This window comes from Cyclobacterium sp. 10D3-21, assembly GCF_055809755.1.
Window position 1 is genome coordinate 3,252,520 of the sequence record NZ_CM147924.1, and the last position, 21,032, is coordinate 3,273,551.

Sequence of the window (21,032 nt, forward strand, 5' to 3'; positions counted from 1 at the left end):
GATGGCTCAATTGGACGGTGAAATAAATCACTGAGCTAACATAATATTTAAAAAGCTTTTAAAAAAAGAAAAGCCCGGTTTCTAGCCACCGGACTTTTTGGCTTTATAGCCTATACCTATCAAGTAATCAAGTACTTTGTCTCTTTGATCACCCTGAATTAGAATTTCGCCATCTTTGGTATTTCCACCTACACCACACTTTGCTTTTAGGTCTTTACCCAAAGTTTTTAAATCATCTTCCTGCCCAATGAAGCCTGTTACAAGTGTAACCTGTTTTCCTCCTCTTGATTTTTTGTCTAATAAGACCTTTAAATTTTGCTGCTTTGGGGGAAGTGTACTTTCATTCCCATTGTTCTCTAGTTCAAAATCAAAGCTATCTGCCGTAGAATAGACTACCCCATCTCTCTTTTTCCAATCGTTGCTCTTTTTTCTAGCCATATTCTTCCTTTATTTTTTGAACTTCATTGTCCATACTGGCTTTTTAGAACTATTGACTACATCCTCTGCTATACTGCCCCCCAAGAGGTGCAAAAAGCCGGTTCTACCATGTGTGGCCATTGCTATTAAATCAGCATCTATGAAATCGGCAAACTCATTGATTCCTTCCTCTTCACTGTCAGCATTGAAAATGTCAATTCCTGTGTTTTCCAGTTTATTAGATTTTATAAACGCACTGATTTTTTCCATTGAGACAATGGATCTTTCAAAGGAATTGGGCGTGTTTATTTTTACAAGTCTGAGTGTTGCACCTAGCAATTCCTGCAGTACTTTTAATTTTTTGACTACCTTTTTGTTGCTTTCTCCAAAGTCACTCGCAAACACAATATTTTTAATGGAAGAAGCACCAACCTTAGCTTTAACCGTAATTACAGGACATGCCGAATGCCTTACTACTTTCTCAGTATTTGAGCCGATAAGAATTTCTTCAAGTCCACTAGATCCCTTGGATCCCATGATTACCAGGTCTGCTTCTACATCTGTTATTTCTCCAGATATGCCAGCATAGGGACTGCCAAAGGATAAATTTGTGCTGAATTTATAGGCTTTGCCTGCATGGTCCTCCTGTAATTTTTTGAATTGTTCCTTCCTTTTATTGACCAAATCAACCATGTAGATTTTATCAATGAAGTTTTCTCCCATACTTACTTCACCCATCGTGTTGAAGTTCTGAGAGGTAGGGATTTCGATTATATGTATTAGCTTAAGATTGCATGCAGCCTTAGTAGCTAATTCCTGGGCGAGTTCAAAGGCGAAATTAGCCTCTTCTGAAAAATCATAAGGTACTAAAATACTTTTCATAGGTATTGTGCTGTTTAATTTAATATTTCAGTTAAACTACATAAAAGTAAACAATTTAGGTACTAAATGGACCAATAATTCAAAAAATCATCCACCCTATTCCGAAAAATAAAACGCAAAAAAGAGTAGATAAGGCCATTACTTTTAAGTAAGGATCTAATTTTTCTGGAGTCTCAAACTTCCCAACGGCCCATCCGGTTTTCAAAATAGTAGGTGCCATAAATAAAAATGCCAAAGCCCCATAGGCCTGCTCAATTATAATAAATGCTACTAACAATAGCAAGGCAATAACAATAAGTGCCCAGTGGTACTTTTGGGCTGCTTTTTTCCCTATTCTCACCGGAATGGAAAGTTTTCCGGCAGCTTTATCAGATTCAATGTCTCTTATATTATTGATATTCAATACAGCTGTACTTAAGAGTCCTATCGAAGCTGCAGGCAACCAAAGCGCTGGATCAAAAGTCAAGGTATGCAAGTAATAGGTGCCCATTACCCCCACACAGCCAAAAAATAAAAACACGGAAATGTCTCCTAAACCGGCATAACCATAGGGCTTTTTCCCCGAGGTATAGGCGATTGCAGCGATAATAGCTAAGATACCAATGCCTAAAAACAATAGGAATTTATAAATGTCATCCAGGGCGATGATTAACAAAATCAAACCACTAATTAAGGATAGGATTGAAAAAATAATCACTGCGACTTTCATCTCAGAAGCTTTGATTAGGCCTGATTGAACAGCCCTTATTGGCCCCTGTCGACCAGCGTGGTCGGCACCATTTATGCTGTCTCCGTAGTCATTGGCCAGGTTGGACAATATCTGTAAAAGAGTAGTGGTAATTGCTGCCAATAATAATACTGACCATCTAAATCCAGACATCTGAAATGCAATAAAACTCCCCATGAATATACTCGACAATGCAAGTGGGAGTGTTCTCAGTCTAAGGGCGTGGATCCAGGCTTGTCTCTTGGTGTTAATGAGCAACTTAATTAATTTTTATGATATTGTAAACAACATAGACAAATTACCATCCTTGGTGCATCTAAATTATCTGTCCTTTAAATTTGGATTACCAAGGTGATTAGGCATTGATTAATTTTATAATCTCACTGTCCATTGGCTTTACAGCGGAAGGAAAGAACTTTACCAATTCACCTTTTTCATTGATGAAATATTTACAGAAATTCCAGGATGGTTCTTCATTGTTCCATCCGTTCAAATCTTTGTCTGATAACCATCTGTAAAGCGGATGTTTGTCCACGCCTTTAACAGATATTTTTTCAAAGATAGGAAAGGAAATGCCATAGTTTTCTGAACAAAATGACTTGATGTCTTCACTACTACCGGGTTCTTGGCCTCCAAAGTTATTGGCCGGAAAAGCCAGAATAGTTAGCTTACCCTTATAGGCTTCATAAAGTTCTTGTAATTCAGCATATTGAGGAGTGTATCCGCATTTTGAAGCCACATTGACAAGCAACAATTTCTTGCCTTTATATTTTGCCAAATCAACCGGATTTCCATCGATATCATTCAATGTGAAATCATAAATACTACTGGTTTCCTTCATGATTTCTGGGCTATTATTTTCATGAAAATTAAGCGTAGATAAAGCATTTGTCAACTGATTCTGCATGGGAAACTGAAAAGTAACCATGCTTATTGCGAAAATGTAGAAAATTGATTTCATAATTACATTTTTTGTGGAACATCTATGCCCAATAACTTCATTCCAGCACTGATTGTTTTAGCTACGCTGTCTGATAAGGTTACCCTAAAGGATTGGACTTCATTTTTTGCTTCACTAAATATAGGAAGTTCCGCATAAAATCTGTTATACTCCTTGGCCAAATCAAACAAATACATGGCGATAACAGCAGGAGATAGCTCTTCCGCTGCCATTGCTATTTTCTTTGAATAATCTGCAAGCATAAATACCAATTGCTTTTCAACATTCTCTAGTTCGCCTAAGCCATCAAAGTTATTGCTGCTATAATCTAATCCAATTTGATCGGCCTTTCTTAAAATAGCGGCAATTCGGGCATGTGTGTATTGGATAAATGGGCCAGTATTTCCTTGGAATTCAATTGACTCTTGAGGGTTGAACAACATCCGCTTCTTTGGATCTACTTTCAAAAGGAAATATTTGATTGCTCCTAAACCCAACATTTCGTATAGTTTTTCTGCCTCTTCCTGGCTAAAACCATCTATTTTACCGAGTTCTTGTGTGTGGGAACGTGCTGTATCTACCATTTCCTGAATCAGGTCATCGGCGTCTACTACTTTTCCTTCACGGGACTTCATTTTACCAGAAGGTAGATCCACCATGCCGTAGGATAGGTGGAAAAGATTATTGGCATAAGGTCGCTCCAATAAACCCATTATCTTAAACAAGACCTCAAAGTGATAATCTTGTTCGTTGCCCACTACATACACAGATTTATCTATGCCATGGTCTTTAAATTTAAGGTCAGCAGTTCCCATGTCTTGGGTCATGTAGACGGAAGTGCCATCAGCTCTTAAAACAAGCTTTTCATCGAGTCCTTGATTGCTTAAATCTGCCCAAACAGAACCGTTTTCTTTCTTGAAAAACACTCCTTTCTCCAGGCCTTCAGTCACTATATCTTTTCCCAATAGGTAGGTGTCCGATTCATAATAATATTGGTCAAAAGAAACGTTCATCTTTTCGTAGGTTTCATTGAAGCCCTGGTAAACCCAGTTGTTTAATTTCTTCCAAAGGCTGACGGTTTCTTCATCCCCCAATTCCCACTTTACCAATGATTCTTGCGCTTCTTTCATCCATGGCGCCTCTTTTTTGGCCAACTCTTCAGTCATCCCATCAGCTATAAGCTCTTTTATTTGCTTTTTGTACTCCTGATCAAAAAGAACGTAGTATTTGCCCACCAGGTGGTCACCTTTCATTCCTGCCATTTCTGGTGTCTCGTTATTCCCCAATTTTTGGTAAGCGACCATTGACTTGCAAATATGGATGCCTCTGTCATTTACCAGGTTGGTTTTGATGACTTCATAGCCGTAGGCCTTGAGGATGTTGGAAACTGCGAAGCCAAGGAAATTATTCCTCAAATGTCCAAGGTGCAAAGGCTTATTGGTGTTTGGTGAGCTGTATTCAACCATTACCTTTTGATTTCTAGGTGCAAATTGGCCTGGAGTTTCTTCAGTCATCATTTGAGCGAGTAGCTCTATCCAAAAAGCTGACGAAAGACTGATGTTTAAAAATCCTTTTACAACATTAAAATTAGCTACTGAAGGATGGTTTTCCTTCAAATAATTACCAATCTTCTCTCCAGATTGTTCAGGAGATCCTTTGGTGATTTTCAGGTAGGGGAAAAGCACAAAGGTGTAGCTGCCTTCAAATTCTTTTCTGGTAGGTTGTAGGCTTAGGTCTTCACTGTCAACCTTATGATTAAATAGTTGCTCAAAGGCCTTGGCTATTGTCTTTAAAATGCTCTCTTGAATATCCATATTGTCAATTACTTCCTAATTATCGAGGCGCAAATATAAGGTTTTCCTTTCAAAGAGGAGAGGGCTAGGCCTAAATTAAATGGCGAGGGTTTTGAGTATAAGGTGTTATCATTACATATGTAAAACTCAAAATAAACGATAAAACCATGGAATCTGAAATATTTAGGATTAATGGAGTAGTTTTCCTTCATGTAACTTATCTACAAGAATGCCAATTGATTGAAAAAACCAGGATTCTAAGACACGGATAGGTAGCTAGCTTAGCTGGTGATTATGTCAGCATTCTATGGGAAAAGAAAGGTTTTATGCCTCATGGCTATTTATTGATTTTAAAAAATAAATAAGGTTTATTTCGAAACCATCAGACTAATTAATTCGTAGATATTCCGATTGCCTTTAACTATTTAAATAAGTAATAAAATTCATAAATTTTTACACCAAATTATTTATATGAAACACTGTCTCTTATTGCTCTTTTTTATTTCCGGGATCTCCACTGCCTTTGCGCAATTTGAAAAAGGAGATCGGTATGTTGGGGGTAATTTTGGTTTTTCCATAAATTCCAATGAAAGCTCAAATCCAAGCAGTTCCTCCACATACGGTATAAACCTTAATCCAAATTTGGGTTATTTTATTTCTGACCGATCTTTGATAGGTGTTTCTCCTCAGGTAAAATTTTTTCATAGTACAACAACCACTTCAAATTCAAAATTTATCAACAAAGATGTATCGGGAGGTATTGGGTTGTTTTATAGGAGGTACTTTCCTGTGATCGACAATTTTTATCTTTTTCTAGAACCTAAAGTGATGTTTAATAAGACCTTTGTAGGAGAAAATGACCTCAATTATTTTGGGTTTTCATTAGCACCCGGAGCATCCTATAGGATTAACAACAAATGGATGGTCGAAGCAACTTTTGGTGGGCTTGTTTATAATACCAACTATGATAACTCAGGACCAAATCAAGATTATAATAATTCTCGATTTGCCTTTGATTTAGTCACCACCAATAGCATAGGGATCAATTATTTTTTTAATAAAAAGGACCAATGAAGAAGCTAATATTTCCTTTCTTTTATTTAGGGCTTTGCCTCATGGGGAACAATGCAATTGCTCAGATTTCGCAGGGGAATCAATCTGTGGGCCTGGAATTCGGCTGGAGTGATAGGAATGTAGATTTTTATGAAGAAAGAACTCAAGAAGACGATTACTTTAGGTTTACACCTAGCTATTCCTACTTTATTAAAGATCAGCTAAGTATTATAGGTGGTGGGCGTTTTTACAAGCGGAAAATTAATAATACTACTCAAAATGCCAATTCTCCAGGATGGAAAAGAAAAGAGTTGGATGTTTTTGTAGGGTTAAGAAAACACATTGAAATCAGCCCCAAATTATTTATGCTAGCGACCTATGGATTAAGGTATTCATGGACTGATAATTTGGCGGAATCAGTTATTGCAGATGAAAAGGACTTTAACACTTCCCGGCAAAAAGTAAATCAATTTGGCCTTTTCGGGAACCTGGGATTGGCTTATTTTCCAAGTGAAAAATTTAGTTTTGAACTAATATTTATAGAAGGTCAATTTTTTAAGGTTTATAATAAACATATATGGAGTGGCCAATATAACAGCAACTATCAGGACAATGGTTGGGGTTTTGAAGTGGATGGTTTTCTGGACCAACCAAGCCTTGCCCTAAGGTATTATTTTTAACTCGGCCAATTAAAAAACTTAAGTGATCTTTTCAACCGGAAAAATGGTTTCTTGTTGGGCATAATCTTATTGTGTGCCAATCGTATAGCGTGGAGTATACGATCCTAAGTGTGCTAAAAAAGTAAATTTATTGGCTTTATAAGTTTACCAATGCTTATTTTTAGGCTTTATATGGAAATCAATAAATAGATTTCCATATAAGGTGTAATCAGGGTGGAAACAATCCGGAAATAAAATGAACAAGAGCCATATTTCTAAAAAAGAGATCAATAGAGGGGAAGTTGTCAATGGGAATGAAATCCGTGACGGAATTTTCGACTTTATAAAATCTCAATATCCTGATTTTTCCAGAGAAAGCTATATTTCTATCGGAGAGCTCAATAAATACCGTCGACTGTATTTAACCAAGCTTATCGAACAAGAAAAAGGGGATTTGGCTGCCATTGACAAGGATGTAATGGATGCCATTCGCAACAATTCCATACTTTCTGAAAACTTACAGGAAGACATTGATACCACTTTAACCTTAGGGGAAAAGATGGCCGATAAAATCGCTTCTTTTGGAGGGAGTTGGACCTTTATTATTGCTTTCTTTTCTTTTTTAACCTTGTGGATCATAGCCAATATTTGGTTGCTTGCCAGCCGTACTTTTGATCCCTATCCTTTTATATTGTTGAATTTAATGCTTTCCTGTATCGCTGCTATACAGGCACCAATTATTATGATGAGCCAAAACCGGCAAGGGCAAAAAGACAGACAGAGAGCTGAACTCGATTACAAAATTAACCTTAAGTCTGAACTTGAAATCCAACTACTGAATGAGAAAATTGATCATTTATTGGTGCATCAAAACAAAAAACTACTCGAAGTCCAGGAAGTGCAAATTGACTATTTAGAGGACTTGATGAAGGAATTGAAAAATAGCAAACCGGACCATAAGAAATAATAAGAGTAGCTAGCAAACTTGAGTGATCAATCTTAAATCCTTCTCTTTTTCAATTCTTGTATCATTTTTCAGCCTGTTTTTCTAAATAACAGAATTATTTATACTATTCAAATTAAAAATATACTTTTTATATAATATAATAGCCTTTCGTGTAATTGTGTATAAAATGTTAAGGTTATTTACAGTTTGTGGAGCTTGCTCCACATTTTTATGATTCTAGCGTTTCCAGATCATATACCTCTCAATTTCTCCAGTGTAAATAAAAACCTTGTTTAAAAGAGATTGAGTACTATTTTAGTTTAATTTATTAATTGAAAAATAACTTGGCATATCATTTGGCTTAGGATAATTGAAAATGATATTTAAAAAGTATTGTTTAACCAATTATTATTTAAACCTATAAATGTAAAAAGTCATGAAAAAGTTAATTTTGAGTGTCGCCGCAATGACTGTATTTGCTTTTGCAAACGCCGGATCAACTGTTGTACCTATTCCTCAAGAATGGTACCAGGAAACAACTAAGATTGATCCTGAAAGTCTTCCTGAAAAAGTGAAAGAAGCAATTCAGAATGATTTGGAATTGAAGGACCTGAAAATTGCCGAAGCCCATCAAGTGATGGAAGAAGCGCAGGTGCATTATCTGATAAAATTTGAATCAGATACTCCTGGCGAACAAATCGAAAAGAAATTTGATGCCATGGGTAAGGAAGTAGTAGAAGTAGAAGAGGAAGCTCCAGTAGAAAAAGCAGAGCCAGTTAAGAAATAATCTTGGGCAAATACCCTTAAAAATAAACCAACTAAAAAGCAATGGCCTTTGACCATTGCTTTTTTTATTCCAAATTTTATTGAGTGGATTGGTTTCTGAAAATTCTATACTGATTTATTATTTCCTGGGTTGACATTCCTTGGTGAACCAACAATTGATTTCTGAAGTGTAAAGGTTCTTTTTTATTTAGCAATAACGGTTCTTGGCCTGGAAATGCCATGTTCTGCATGCTGTTTCTTTTTCGGAGAATCCATCCTTGATAGGAGGGGAGCAAGTCTGGTTCGCCCATAATGACAACACCAGGATCATCGGGACCATTTTTTGTAATATTCATCCAATCGCCTCCAGAAACGGGTAAATTGTTAGGTGTCACTTCACCGTTTTCATCATAGAAGCCAACATTCTCCGACAATTTAAGCCTTGGTGAGAAGCCTCCGTACCCTTTAGCATCTTGAGAGCCTCCGATACGCACCCCGGATACCAATGGTTTTAAAGTAATGTCAAAGGTTATCTTATAAGCCTGGTTTCCAATTGGCTGGTAGGTGATGACTGTATTTTCTTCAATAAGGTTCTTTTTCAAAACCTTATTGCCTTTCCAAATCACCTTGAGGCCAATGGTAGCAGAATTATTGGGGTGAATTTTGGTTTTGATCTTTTTTACTTCCCATTCAACGCCATCACTTATCCATGGGTCACCAATCCTCAAATCATTAACCCATAGCTGATGCCAGGTCCAAAAAATTCCCCTATGGTGCAAATGGTCTTTAGGGAAATCTTCTGTAATGATCTCTCCTTTTGTGTCAAAAACTGGATGAAGGTAATTTGCTCTCGGATATTCCCCATTTTGACTAATCATTTCCTTTTGGTAAAACAACCTTGGTTTTCCATCTGAAAGTAGAAGCACGCCACCTTCCTTTTCCTCGAATGTGAGCATTTGTGCCGTGGCTGTAGGCACTTCGGCGATGAGAAATATTGCTGAAAATAGTAAAAGGACTACAGGGGTTATGTGTAGGTATTTCATTGGATGGAAAAAGGTTAGTTGTTCATAAAAGTAAAAGATAAGGATGAGCTAACCAAGTGCCTATTTCATAAGTGGCTGAAGTAAATAAAAAAAGGTCAATTAACCAGCGTTCGATGGTAGGGGAGGTATGATGATGCCTAATGTCCAGTTGAAAATCAATCGGGGTTGGATAAGTGGTGGATTTGCCTTTAGCTGAGGCTTCATTTCAACAGTAATTGTTTTTCGGGTATTATAGGCTTACCAACTCCCCATTGACAACATATCTTCATACCTAGTAGTCGGGGTTTATTTAACCCGAATTCAAAGACATCGCTAAGTAACGTTTAGAAGCTAACTTAGCCTGAGATTTTGTCAGTATTGTTGCAGAAAAAAAAAGCAACAATACCGCCAAAATCGTATTGTGCTGATTGTTTTTACCAGGGATTCGCATCCCTGGCTACAAAAATCCCACCCCTTCTGGGGTTTTGGGGTTTATAATATTCCAAAGTCAACATCAACATAGGAAGAAGTATCATACTATAAAGATTTAGATGTAATTCTAAGGCCTCGGAAAAGTAACGTAGGTGAGCTAATTTAGCGTAAGATTTTGTCAGCATTGTTGCAGAAAAAAAAGCAAGAATACCGAATACCGGTAAAATAGTATTGTACTGATGGTTTTACCAGGGATTGGCATGTCTGGCTATAAAAATTCCACTCCTTTGGTGTTTTTGAGTTTTATAAAATTCCACAGTCAACATCAATATAGAAAGAAATGTCAGGCTATAAATATTTAGATGGTATATGTAATATCCTTTCTACTTCGTGCTGAAATCACCTCCCTTAGATTATGATCAGGTCAGGCTAAAAAATGTCAGAAACCCTATTGAATAATCCGGGTTTAATTTTTCATCCTAAACCCCTATAAAACAAAAAAGCGGAGAAATTTCTAAACTTTCTCCGCTTCAATTTAATTTTGAATAACTTATTTCCTTGAAATAGCCTTTTTAGCTGCTTCAACGATGTTTTTAGCATTCAAACCGTATTTTTCCAATAACTCTTCAGGTTTTCCTGATTCTCCAAAAGAATCATCTACACCTATAAATTCAAGAGGTGCAGGTTGGTTTCTGATTAGCGTCTGAGCGATGCTATCATTTAAGCCACCATTGAATTGGTGTTCTTCTGCACTTACTGCACATCCTGTTTTAGCAACAGATTTCAGGATGGCTTCAGTATCCAAAGGCTTGATGGTATGGATATTTATTAATTCAACAGAGATGCCTTCAGCTCTTAAGATTGCTTCCGCTTCTACCGCTTCCCACACAAGATGTCCTGTGGCGAAAATGGTAACATCTGTTCCTTCGATCATTTTCCAGGCTTTACCTATTTCAAATTCCTGGTTTTCAGGAGTGAAAATAGGCCATTTTGGTCTACCAAATCGTAAATACACAGGGCCTTCATGCTCAGCGATGGCAATGGTTGCTGCCTTTGTTTGGTTGTAATCACAAGGGTTTATAACCGTCATGTTGGGAAGCATTTTCATCATGCCTATGTCTTCTAGGATTTGGTGAGTAGCACCATCTTCTCCCAAAGTAAGTCCCGCGTGAGAGGCACAAATCTTTACATTCTTTTCAGAGTAGGCTACAGACTGTCTGATTTGATCGTAAACACGACCAGTAGAAAAGTTAGCAAATGTACCTGTAAAAGGTATTTTTCCTCCAATGGTTAGTCCTGCAGCTGCACCTATCATATTGGCTTCTGAGATACCCATTTGGAAAAAACGCTCAGGGAATTCCTTTTGGAAGGCACCCATTTTCAATGAACCAATAAGGTCTGCGCAAAGCGCTACTACGTTTTCATTTCTTCTACCAGCTTCTAGTAGACCATCACCAAAACCGGACCTGGTGTCCTTTTTTTCAGTGTATGTATATTTTGTATCCAATTTATTTTCCATTATTCAAACTTTTTTAGATCTGTTATCACCGAAATCAATAATCACCAAGTGTTTCTTTCAGTTGTCCTAAGGCATTTTCAAGTTGCTCGTCATTTGGAGCTACACCATGCCATTTGTGGGTGCCAACCATGAAATCTACGCCGTAGCCCATATCGGTATGTAACAGGTTTAGTACTGGTTTTCCTTTTCCAAGGAGGCTTTTTGCTTTTTCCAGTCCTTTAACTACGCCTGACATGTCATTGCCATGCTCAGTCACGATGACTTCCCAGCCAAATGCTTCCCATTTAGCTTTCAGATCTCCCAAGTTTATGATGTCCTTGGTAGGTCCGTCTATTTGTTGTCCATTAAGATCTATGGTTGCGATCAAGTTGTCCAATTTATGGTGAGGTGCACTTAAAGCAGCCTCCCAGATTTGTCCTTCTTGCTGTTCTCCATCTCCCATAAGGACATAGACAGTTTTGTCGTCTTTATTGATTTTTTTTGCAAATGCAGCGCCTATCCCTACAGATAGTCCCTGGCCCAAAGAACCTGAGGCTATGCGTATGCCCGGAAGTCCTTCTTCAGTGGCTGGGTGACCTTGTAATCTGCTATTTAATTTGCGGAAAGTCTTTAATTCACTTGTCTCAAAATAACCGCTTCTGGCTAATACACTGTACCAAACGGGGGAAATGTGCCCATTTGAAAGAAAAAATAGGTCTTCTCCAGGTCCGTCAAGATTAAAATCTGGGTTATTGGTCATTTGGTCAAAATACAAGGCTACGAAAAACTCCGTACAGCCCAAAGATGCTCCTGGATGACCTGATTGACAGGCATGCACCATTCGTAAAATATCTCTTCTTACCTGGGAGCAAATTGCTTCTAATTGTTCGGTTGATTTTTTTTCCATTGATTTGGAATTATTTAATAATTTGATTGGTGTGTTCCTTTGTTTTTACTTTTGAAATAATCTCTTCAATTATTCCCTTCTCATCAATAATAAATGTGGTTCTGGCAGTGCCCATGTATTTTCTACCGTACATGTTTTTCTCTACCCAGGTACCATATTTTTCGTGTACACTCTTGTCTTCATCGGCTATAAGCGGAAAGGGAAGTTCAAATTTCTCTATAAACTTTTTATGAGATTTTTCTGCATCCGAGCTTATTCCAAGCACTACATAACCAGCTTTCTGGAGACTTTCATAGTTGTCTCTCAAATTACAGGCCTGAGCTGTGCATCCAGGTGTGTTGTCCTTTGGGTAAAAGTACAAGACTACTTTTTTGCCTTGAAAATCGGACAATTTGATAGCTTTTCCATCTTGATCTTTTGACTCAAAGTCAGGTGCCGTTTGGCCTACTTCTAGTGACATAGTTGTAGTTTTAATTTTTACTATTGATTTTAGCCCTTAAATATCGGAATAAATTAAATGTTTCCCTTATAAATGCGCTCGTTATTTGCACGATCTCTTACTTTTAGGAGAACCTCGCCTTTTAAGGCCGTTCCTGGCAGTGGATCAGACCAAATTATTGCCTGCTTGTGTTCATATCTCATCTGGGTCCATTTTCCATCTACCCAGGCTTCAAAATCCTTGATTCCTGATAAATTGTCTTTAATTACAAACCTTATTTCCCTATTATTGATACGAACTGGACGAATTGTGGGAGCAATACTATCTGTAGCCAATACAAAATCCCCAAAAACCCTGGTCTTGAAATGAATAAACTGTCCTTGCCAGTTGCCTCCTAGAAAATTTCTGTGACCGTTTCTGTACAGTTGATACATATCCGTTTTTGAAGTATCCCCTTGGAAATTGTCCACTTTCATCTTTACCGAAAAAGGTTGCCAAAGGTATTCAAATTGGTCATTGAGTGTCAAACCTTTCATCCCCTTGTCTTCAAAGGTGTCGATCCTCAGATAGAGGTCCTCTAGAAGGCTTTCCTCCTCAAAGATAATTTTGACCTCCCCATTGTCTATTAGCGTCTCTTTTCCTGCAGGAATTTTGGCAACCACTTCCGGAAATAGGGTTTCTGAACAAAGGTTGATGGAGTCGGGGACCCCCAAAGCCATGTCCCAAAGGTAGGTGCGTTTGTTTCTCCCGACATAAGCATAAGGCAGTTCCATGCTTAGTCCATGTACATATACAATGGCCAGGTCGCCGTCTTCTGCATCGATACTGTTCAGGATTAAAACATTGTCAAGGTATTCTATCTGCCTATTGCCAGATGTATAGTTTACGCCATCCAGGTCAGTTGGTGCTAGCTCTCCACTAAACTTGATCCTCAAGTCGGATTCATTGGCATAGGCATCAGCCAATTTCAAAGTGATTAATTTTTCTTCACCTGGCAAAGCTGAAATAGCACCACTCAATACTGAGTCGGGTGTATAAAAGGCGAACTTATTGTTACGCTTTTTATATAGACGGGTATATCGGTTGCGGTAGGTGTGTAAGAGAATATGGCGGCCAACGTTAAAGTCTATTTCGTTGACTTCCGCCCTGAATATTTTGTTGCCCTCCTCATAAATTTCAAAAATAGGAAAGCCATTTCTGTTGTACATTTCATCCAGCTGATCATAAGCCAGTACTTCGATCCCTACTTTTCCAGAGATTTTTACGGTAGGCTGCACCTCAAATGCCCCAGAGCTGTAGATAAGTGAAAACTCCTGACGACGATACATCCCATTGACCCGGCTTTCCGGTGTAAGTGGGCTTATTGCTACCCTCCGGACAATGGGAGAGGTGGTGTCTACAATTTCTTTGAAGCCAGCATGAAGGGGGTCAATGGCCCTGTCCAAGGAGTCTCTGATCTCAAAATGGAGGTGTGGGCCACCAGAACTACCGGTATTCCCAGAATAGGCGATGGTGTCTCCTTGAGAGATGGGCAATTCGCCAGGCTTTAGTATGTATTCTAATTCATTCTCTTGCGCTTCGTAGATTTTGCGCTGCATGTATTCCGCTATAGGAGACTCAAAACTCCTGAGATGCGCATATACTGTACTTGATCCATTGGTATGTTTCAGGTACAGTACATTTCCGTAACCAAAAGAGGAAACCTTTATTTTAGACACATACCCATCGGCGGAAGCGTGTACCGGCAGGCCTTGTCTTCCCTCGGTTTTTATATCAATTCCAGTATGAAAATGGTTGCTTCTTATCTCGCCCATATTTCCGGCCAGAAAATTTTGCTGCCCTGGTTTGATCGGAAAGAGATAGTAGCCTTTCTGGGTTTGAGAAAGAAAGACAATGGCAAGGAAAATGAATAGGAGGCTGTTTAGGGTTTTATTTGATTTCAAAGTCCAGCAATTTTTCATCTTCCACATAAGCCTCTAGTCTGTCTCCTATATTTACTTTGCCAACTCCGGCAGGTGTTCCGGTATAGATCAGGTCACCGGTTTTTAGGGTAAAAAACTTAGAAACATAAGCGATGATCACATCAAATGGAAAAAGTAAAAGCGAAGTATTTCCGGTTTGGCGCCTTTCCCCATTGATGTCAAGGTGGAAATTAATATTGGCCAGATCGGGGAAAAGGGCTACAGGTTTGAATTCGCCCAAAGGGGCGGAACCATTAAAAGCCTTGGCAATTTCCCAAGGGAGCCCCTTGTCTTTGCATTTTTGCTGCAAGTCCCGGGCAGTAAAATCTATACCTATCCCGATTTCATTGTAATACTTATGGGCAAACTTTTGCTGAATGTATTTGCCTTCCTTACTTATTTTTAGGACCAGTTCTACTTCATGGTGGATATTGTCAGAATATTCCGGGTGGTAAAAAGGGGCATTGTTTTTTAGCAAGGCCGTGTCCGGTTTCATGAAAACGACCGGCGCATCCGGCTTTTCATTGTTAAGTTCTTCTATATGTGCCGCATAATTTCGGCCTATGGCAATAATTTTCATCTCTAAAGAAATATAGTATGGGCTGCAAAGAAAGGAATTCTAATGCGATTTTAAAAGAAGGATTATTTAATTGGAAGGAAGTTGAGAATTTGTTTAAAATTTTATTCCGCTGGCTTAAAATCGATTAGCTTCATTTTCCGGCAAAAGCTGTAAAAAAGTACCGTTTTTTCCTGTTTTGGTTTTGTTAAATTGGAGAATATTGGTTTATATTTGCATCACTGATCGGGAAGCGGTCGGAAATACTATTAAGATATGATTTGAAACCTTTCAAATGGCCTGTTTATTTAAATAGGTTGCTGGATCGATAAAGGATCAAAATTAATTGTTTAATTGCTTCACCAACACATAGAGAGTTGGGTGAGTGGCTTAAACCAGCAGTTTGCTAAACTGTCGTACGTCTTAAAGCGTACCGGGGGTTCGAATCCCCCACTCTCTACTGAACAAAACCCTGGCTTATTGATTTTCAATAGGTTAGGGTTTTATTTTTTTAGTCAGGGGCAAATTCAGGGGCGGATTATCTAAATTTTCACTCTAACCGCTTAATTCAAATTAAGTATTCCTGTTTTTTCATTTTCTAGAATTTGCTGAATTTTTTTTTTAATGAGACCTAATTGTTTCCAACTTCAAATATTTTTTCATTACAACAATTGGGTGGAGTGACTTGAAAATTGAAATGCACTTAATTTTAGAATAAAACTTTTAGCTTTTCCTCCATATCATCCAACGGCCAGTTTCAAACTTACATTTTCAAAATCTTTGATATGCTTCCGTGGAAGAATGAAGTCATCTCTTTCAATGACTTGAAGGATCATTCTTATCAGTTCAATAAGCATTTTGCTTTCATGCAATTTTTTTCCTTCAAAACCCTTCATTCCAGCCAACCATGAGGCTTTCCAAAAACTTGGGGTACTACCCCAGCTAACTACCCCTGCAAACTTGTGACCATATTCGGCCAACAAACCAAACGAAAACCGAATATGAATGACATGATCTTTTCCTCAATTGACAAAAGACAACTTATCCAGGAGATTGCTGAAGAAGTAGCTTCAAGGATAATCCCAGAGTTGCAGCCAGCAAATCCTGACGATGAATTGATACAGATACCTGAGGCCATGAAACTGCTCGGGCGCTCTCGCACTACGATCAACAACTGGAGGAGGGAAGGTTTCCTGAAGGAACAAGTAATTAACACCAGGGTATATTTTAAAAAGTCGGATATCCTCAATGCCGGTCACCAAAAAAACGGTCGGAAAAAATAAAAGCGGATCATGCCCGATCCGCCTTAATTAATTTCATTAGGAAATGGTATTCCACTTTCACTGAGATAAATATACCATTTCTGTATGAAATAATCAACCCAAATCTACAGAAATATGGACGATCAAACCCCTATCAAAAAGATTGATGAGAAATCTTCGAGTGCAACCATTCGAATGATCAGATTCCTTATGACAAAATATGAGTTTAAAAATAACATGGTACTCAACGAGGTCTTTGCAAAAGAAAAAGAAGGAGAGAAGTACCACCCAGTCAATCCCCACACGCTTTACATAGAGTGCCGACAGGAGGGATACCGTACCTCGGTGGCAGAGATCAATACCTTTCTGTCTTCAGATTTTATCCCAAAAACAAACCCTTTCGTGAATTACTTTAAGCATGTCCGGGACTCCTGGAGTGAAGTCAGCCATGGCGACTATATTCAAGAGTTCACTCGCTATATTCAGGTACAAGGACAAGAACGATTTGAGGTCCAGTTCAAAAAATGGCTGGTGCGCTGTGTGGTCTGTTGTCTCCGCGATGACTTTTTCAATAAGCAAGCTTTGATCTTTGTACAGGAGCAACAGAATAGTGGTAAAACCACACTTACTCGTTTCCTGATTCCAGATCAGCTGAAGACTTACCAAGCTGAAAATATTTCTGTGGACAAGGATAGCCTGATCGCCTTGAGCCAGAATTTCGGAATCATTCAGGATGAGCTTTCCACACTTTCCAAAACCGAGATCAATGCACAGAAAACGCTGATGAGTAAATCACAAGTCAAAGTCAGGCATCCTTATGACAAGAAGCCTAAAATGGAACCGAGAAGGGCTTCCATATGGGGATCTACCAATAAGGCCGAGTTCCTTACAGATGTGACAGGTAGCGTGCGTTGGCTCTGCTTTACGGTAAGGGAAATTAATTGGAATTACATAAAGGAAATTGAAATCGATAGGGTTTGGGCACAGGCTTATCAGCTATACCTGTCGAATTTTCATTATGAAATGACAGCGAAGGAAATCCGGGAAAATGAAATCATGAACAATCAATACAAAACCATTTCTCCTGAAGTAGAGCTAGTGCAAAAGTTCTTTACACCAGGCACCAAAGAGGACCATGACAAATTCATGACTGCAACGGATATCTGCCATCAGCTGGCTTTAAATATTTCCGGCAATCTAAGAATTAGCCCTGTGGAGATTGGGAAAGCCTTGAAACTGCTTGGTCATGTTCAGACCCAAGTACGGAGAAACGAAACCCAAACCTTCCCCGAAAAGGGATACTACATAAAACAAAACCAACCTACTACTTACTACAAATAGGAGGTAGATAATTGAAATACAGCTAATTAACCTGTAGTAAGATAAAATAATTAAAGTTACTACAACCTACTACAAATAGCGCTTTTGTAGTAAGATGGTCTTTGATGCATAATAATATAACCAGTTGAATATCAATAATTAAACGGGTGTTTGTAGTAAGGTAGTAGCTGTAGTAAGTGGTTTTTCAAAAAAATTAAACTTAAGAACAATGAATGCAAAAGAGGCAAATAAAATATCCATAATAACCTATCTGGACCAGATAGGAATCAGACCAAGTAAAGTTAAAGCAGGTTATTGCTTTTATTATTCTCCCTACCGGGAGGAATCCACCCCTTCTTTTAAGGTAAGCCCGAGCAAAAATCTATGGGTAGATTTCGGAGATGGAAATGCTGGGGGTACGTTGATTGACCTGGTTCTTAAAATGAATCCTGCTTATACTGTTCCTGATGCTATTAGGGAAATCGAAACGGTAAGTGGCTCTTCTTTTTATCTTCATCAGCCTGCTATTCCCCGACCCGACCCATCTGTAGAGACAGCTGAAGGAATCAAGATAATTAAAACCAAACCATTAGGAAACAATAGCGCAATAACGGATTACCTTCAATCTAGGCGAATCCTTCTGGACACAGCTAAAGAATTTTGCCGTGAAGTCTATTACCGCATTGGTGACAACAGATATTTTGGTCTAGGCAACCCTCATGAAAATGGTTGGGCAATTCGTAACAAATATTGGAAAGGCTGCACTGCCCAGGGGGTATCTACCTACTGTAACAATTCAGCTGATCTTTGCCTTTTTGAAGGAATATTTGACCTGCTGAGTTATAGGGAGATGAGAAAAGGGGACCATTACCGAGAGGACTTTATGGTGCTTAATTCTTTGGCTAATTTACAGGGGTTCTATTCGAAAATAAATAAGTACAGCTGTGTAAACTTATTTTTGGACAGGGATAAGGCTGGGAAAGAGGCGGCCAGAAAATTAATGGATAGCCTACCCCATTGCAGAGACCAGTCAGAATTATTTCATCCCCATAAAGATTTAAACGAGTATTGGATGAGTAGGGAAAATTTAAGCGTAAAAAGGTAACCGAACCAATTAAGATTTTTAGGATACTACAGAAAAACTAAGAAAATGTCTAGATGAGTGGAGGAGACTTAAGGCTTTGCCTAGCAAATTGTTGAATATACGGATATGCCTATATACCAATACTTACATACATTCCTATTCAAATAATGCTATACCTAATTATATTCCGAAGGGGAGGGGGGAATGACGAAAAATGGAATGCTGAGTTCCAATAATAAATGCCTATTCAGGTATCCATATACACATATGACCATGTATTTAAAGATCCCTATATCCCAATAAAAATATAATATTTATTTGTATATATTTAGATAAAAACATATGTTAAGCAATATTATTAGTAATATTTAGTTATTAATTTACATTAAAACAGTTCTTTATTTAACCAACTAGAGTCTAATTACCGCTCTGGTGCCACTAGAATTCCGCTGTGCGCGGTCTTTGCAAGTTGTGTCTTTGTCCGACAAAAAACCACTGGGTTTTTTTCTACCAAAGACGAACTTGCCCCTCCCATTTCCCTTCTTGTTCGACAGTTGTGCAATGTGGAGTGGAGAAGAAAAATCCTCGCAACTCGGATTTTAACAAAAAAATCAAATGAAAAAAGCAACTCAAAATGACAGGGAACAGGTCGTGACCATCCTGTTGAAAGCATTTAAAAAAAACAAAAGTGTCAACTACATTGCTGGCAAAGAAGAAGAAAAAATTCGCTATTTGATGGAGTATTCTTTTGAAAACTGCATTGATATGGGGGAAGTTTTTATTTCGGAGGATGGCAATGCTTGTGCCATGATCCAATTTCAGGATAAGAAAAAGTTCTCTTGGAAAAGTACCTATCTGGATATACAGTTAATTTTCAAAACCATTGGGGTGGGAAATATTCCCAAAGCCTTATCCAGAGAATCCTTTATCAAGAAGCATTATCCCAAAGCGCCTTTTACCTACCTATGGTTTGTTGGGGTCAGCCCGGAAAAGCAAAAAAATGGCTTTGGCACTAAGATCCTGAAGCATGTACTGGATTATTCCAAAACACTTGACCGTCCTGTTTACCTTGAAACATCTACGGAGAGCAATCTCCCCTGGTATCAGAAACACGGTTTGGAGATTTATACCGTTTCCGAAAAGTTTGGATTTCCCTTTTACTTCCTGAAAACTGCCTAAAACGCTATGACTGTTCTGAATACCGAAATTCACATTGTAACCTTAGTATTTGTTTTGCTGGAGGTGATGATGTTTTCTCATCAACTGGTTTTTTACCTCCAAAAGCCCAATGAGAAGAAGAGGAAATATTACCTAATTTTGCTTTTTCTTCTGATTGTTTACAATTTGGCCGGAGGACTTTTTCCAGATGAAGATTTACCCCTGTCAGTAACATTGCAATACATTCTTGCCTATGGTGCCGGTTTCGGAATGGGAGCTTATTTTCCTTATTATTTTTACAGGGCATTCAATATTACACATTTGGAATTTCATGCCAAATACGGGGTGCTAATATTTTTGATCTTACCGTTTGTACTTTTCTTCTGTATTTTATATCCCATAGGAATAGACTTTAAGACCATGATCTACGTGGGAATGATCATTCCGTTTTCCTATGCTTTTTACATGGTTTACAATATACTTTGGGGCATTCGGCAACGCTACAAAACCAGAAAGGCTTCCTTCGATGCTATTCTATCTTACGTTGCTGTAGCTCCCTGGACATTGATGCCTTTGTTGGCCTATTTGGAAGTAACACAGCTTACTGAAGTTTTATTGACAAATGGTGGCTTCCTGGTAATCACTGTACTTTACATCCGGAACATGGTCGAGGAAAATAGAAAAGATTTGGAAACCCTGAATCTTCTGCAAACCAAAAATGAAGATGAAATTTTCACCATTCGCTGTACCAAGCTTGGCTTTACAAAGCGTGAAATTGAAGTCTGCGAATTGGTTCGAGAAGGTCATATATACAAGGATATAGCTGACACTTTGTTTATCTCCGAAAGAACAGTGAATAAACATATGCAGAATATTTTCAAAAAAGCAGAAAGTAATAACAAGTTTGATTTGTTGAATAAGATTACTAAAGGTGAAAGGACAGCTGAGGTGGGTTAATCATCTGGAATGCTAAAAGTAATGTAGTGACACAAATTGAATCATTTTATGCATCGCGGTTCACTATAATGGAAAAATAAGACGAAGAAGTTTAAAACCAGTGTTTTATTACCTGCTCCATCGTTTGATCAAGTGGATTCTGAACAAATAAAAAAGCTTCATAGAAAGCAAGGTCAAGATAGTTACATGGCTTAGATATGTTAATGTCTCTTTTCCAAACCTTTTCTACAATAGGGGACTGAGATACATATTAG

Annotated in this window: 21 protein-coding genes and 1 tRNA gene; 10 read left to right on the forward strand and 12 right to left on the reverse strand. The window is 38.2% G+C overall.

From position 1 onward, the window contains the following. Positions 1–81: 81 nt before the first annotated feature. The 5 genes from AC0L7T_RS12910 to argS all read right to left on the reverse strand — a co-directional run bounded on the left by AC0L7T_RS12910 (position 82) and on the right by argS (position 4,780). On the reverse strand, positions 82–438 hold the full coding sequence (locus tag AC0L7T_RS12910; protein WP_473343073.1) for a translation initiation factor: 357 nt from the start codon (positions 436–438) through the stop codon (positions 82–84). Between the two features lie 9 nt (positions 439–447). After that, positions 448–1,299: a universal stress protein gene (locus AC0L7T_RS12915; RefSeq protein ID WP_473343074.1), complete on the reverse strand. Its 852-nt coding sequence runs from the start codon at positions 1,297–1,299 to the stop codon at positions 448–450. A 79-nt stretch (positions 1,300–1,378) separates the two neighbouring features. Then, the gene (locus tag AC0L7T_RS12920) at positions 1,379–2,290 is read right to left on the reverse strand and encodes a 1,4-dihydroxy-2-naphthoate polyprenyltransferase (protein ID WP_473343369.1); all 912 of its coding nucleotides are present in this window, start codon (positions 2,288–2,290) and stop codon (positions 1,379–1,381) included. Positions 2,291–2,381: 91 nt separating this feature from the next. Then, positions 2,382–2,987, reverse strand: a complete 606-nt coding sequence (locus AC0L7T_RS12925) for a glutathione peroxidase (RefSeq protein WP_473343075.1) — start codon at positions 2,985–2,987, stop codon at positions 2,382–2,384. Positions 2,988–2,989: 2 nt separating this feature from the next. Next, positions 2,990–4,780: an arginine--tRNA ligase gene (argS, locus tag AC0L7T_RS12930; RefSeq protein ID WP_473343076.1), complete on the reverse strand. Its 1,791-nt coding sequence runs from the start codon at positions 4,778–4,780 to the stop codon at positions 2,990–2,992. A gap of 450 nt (positions 4,781–5,230) precedes the next feature. Here argS and AC0L7T_RS12935 point away from each other — a divergent pair, with 450 nt between their 5' ends. The 4 genes from AC0L7T_RS12935 to AC0L7T_RS12950 all read left to right on the forward strand — a co-directional run bounded on the left by AC0L7T_RS12935 (position 5,231) and on the right by AC0L7T_RS12950 (position 8,204). Next, complete coding sequence (locus AC0L7T_RS12935) at positions 5,231–5,833, forward strand: outer membrane beta-barrel protein (RefSeq protein WP_473343078.1); 603 nt, start codon at positions 5,231–5,233, stop codon at positions 5,831–5,833. Continuing rightward, complete coding sequence (locus AC0L7T_RS12940; protein ID WP_473343079.1) at positions 5,830–6,492, forward strand: hypothetical protein; 663 nt, start codon at positions 5,830–5,832, stop codon at positions 6,490–6,492. Before AC0L7T_RS12935 ends, AC0L7T_RS12940 begins: the two co-directional genes overlap by 4 nt. Before the next feature lie 235 nt (positions 6,493–6,727). Further along, complete coding sequence (locus AC0L7T_RS12945) at positions 6,728–7,438, forward strand: DUF1003 domain-containing protein (protein ID WP_473343080.1); 711 nt, start codon at positions 6,728–6,730, stop codon at positions 7,436–7,438. Positions 7,439–7,853: 415 nt separating this feature from the next. Continuing rightward, on the forward strand, positions 7,854–8,204 hold the full coding sequence (locus tag AC0L7T_RS12950) for a hypothetical protein (RefSeq protein ID WP_473343081.1): 351 nt from the start codon (positions 7,854–7,856) through the stop codon (positions 8,202–8,204). Positions 8,205–8,280: 76 nt separating this feature from the next. Here the strand turns inward: AC0L7T_RS12950 and AC0L7T_RS12955 are convergent, their stop codons facing one another. The 6 genes from AC0L7T_RS12955 to AC0L7T_RS12980 form a co-directional block, all read right to left on the reverse strand. Next, positions 8,281–9,225 carry a DUF6807 family protein gene (locus AC0L7T_RS12955; RefSeq protein WP_473343083.1) on the reverse strand — a complete coding sequence of 315 codons (945 nt, stop codon included), beginning with the start codon at positions 9,223–9,225 and terminating at the stop codon, positions 8,281–8,283. Between the two features lie 961 nt (positions 9,226–10,186). Continuing rightward, positions 10,187–11,155, reverse strand: a complete 969-nt coding sequence (locus AC0L7T_RS12960; RefSeq protein WP_473343084.1) for a transketolase family protein — start codon at positions 11,153–11,155, stop codon at positions 10,187–10,189. 34 nt (positions 11,156–11,189) lie between these two features. Next, the gene (locus AC0L7T_RS12965; protein ID WP_020892331.1) at positions 11,190–12,041 is read right to left on the reverse strand and encodes a transketolase; all 852 of its coding nucleotides are present in this window, start codon (positions 12,039–12,041) and stop codon (positions 11,190–11,192) included. 10 nt (positions 12,042–12,051) lie between these two features. Continuing rightward, positions 12,052–12,501, reverse strand: coding sequence for a thioredoxin-dependent thiol peroxidase (gene bcp, locus AC0L7T_RS12970; RefSeq protein ID WP_020892330.1), 450 nt, complete (start codon positions 12,499–12,501; stop codon positions 12,052–12,054). Positions 12,502–12,554: 53 nt separating this feature from the next. Beyond that, a complete protein-coding gene (locus AC0L7T_RS12975) occupies positions 12,555–14,423 on the reverse strand; it encodes a M23 family metallopeptidase (RefSeq protein ID WP_473343085.1) in 1,869 nt (622 codons plus the stop codon). Then, positions 14,410–15,021, reverse strand: a complete 612-nt coding sequence (locus tag AC0L7T_RS12980) for a fumarylacetoacetate hydrolase family protein (RefSeq protein WP_473343086.1) — start codon at positions 15,019–15,021, stop codon at positions 14,410–14,412. The genes AC0L7T_RS12975 and AC0L7T_RS12980 overlap by 14 nt, the downstream gene beginning before the upstream one ends. Before the next feature lie 347 nt (positions 15,022–15,368). Between AC0L7T_RS12980 and AC0L7T_RS12985 the strand changes: the two genes are divergently transcribed. Next, positions 15,369–15,457: transfer RNA gene (locus AC0L7T_RS12985), tRNA-Ser, on the forward strand. Positions 15,458–15,737: 280 nt separating this feature from the next. On the opposite strand, the gene AC0L7T_RS12990 is transcribed toward AC0L7T_RS12985, so the two are convergent. Continuing rightward, complete coding sequence (locus AC0L7T_RS12990) at positions 15,738–15,977, reverse strand: hypothetical protein (protein ID WP_473343087.1); 240 nt, start codon at positions 15,975–15,977, stop codon at positions 15,738–15,740. 21 nt (positions 15,978–15,998) lie between these two features. Between AC0L7T_RS12990 and AC0L7T_RS12995 the strand changes: the two genes are divergently transcribed. The 5 genes from AC0L7T_RS12995 (at position 15,999) to AC0L7T_RS13015 (ending at position 20,778) form a co-directional block, all read left to right on the forward strand. Continuing rightward, positions 15,999–16,280 (forward strand): helix-turn-helix domain-containing protein, encoded by a 282-nt coding sequence (locus tag AC0L7T_RS12995; protein WP_473343088.1) that lies wholly within the window; start codon positions 15,999–16,001, stop codon positions 16,278–16,280. 114 nt (positions 16,281–16,394) lie between these two features. Next, positions 16,395–17,600 carry a VapE domain-containing protein gene (locus AC0L7T_RS13000; RefSeq protein ID WP_473343089.1) on the forward strand — a complete coding sequence of 402 codons (1,206 nt, stop codon included), beginning with the start codon at positions 16,395–16,397 and terminating at the stop codon, positions 17,598–17,600. A gap of 208 nt (positions 17,601–17,808) precedes the next feature. Then, positions 17,809–18,684, forward strand: a complete 876-nt coding sequence (locus AC0L7T_RS13005) for a toprim domain-containing protein (protein WP_473338470.1) — start codon at positions 17,809–17,811, stop codon at positions 18,682–18,684. A gap of 594 nt (positions 18,685–19,278) precedes the next feature. Beyond that, positions 19,279–19,842 (forward strand): GNAT family N-acetyltransferase, encoded by a 564-nt coding sequence (locus AC0L7T_RS13010; RefSeq protein ID WP_473338469.1) that lies wholly within the window; start codon positions 19,279–19,281, stop codon positions 19,840–19,842. A gap of 6 nt (positions 19,843–19,848) precedes the next feature. Then, positions 19,849–20,778 (forward strand): helix-turn-helix transcriptional regulator, encoded by a 930-nt coding sequence (locus AC0L7T_RS13015; RefSeq protein ID WP_473338468.1) that lies wholly within the window; start codon positions 19,849–19,851, stop codon positions 20,776–20,778. Positions 20,779–21,032: the final 254 nt, after the last annotated feature.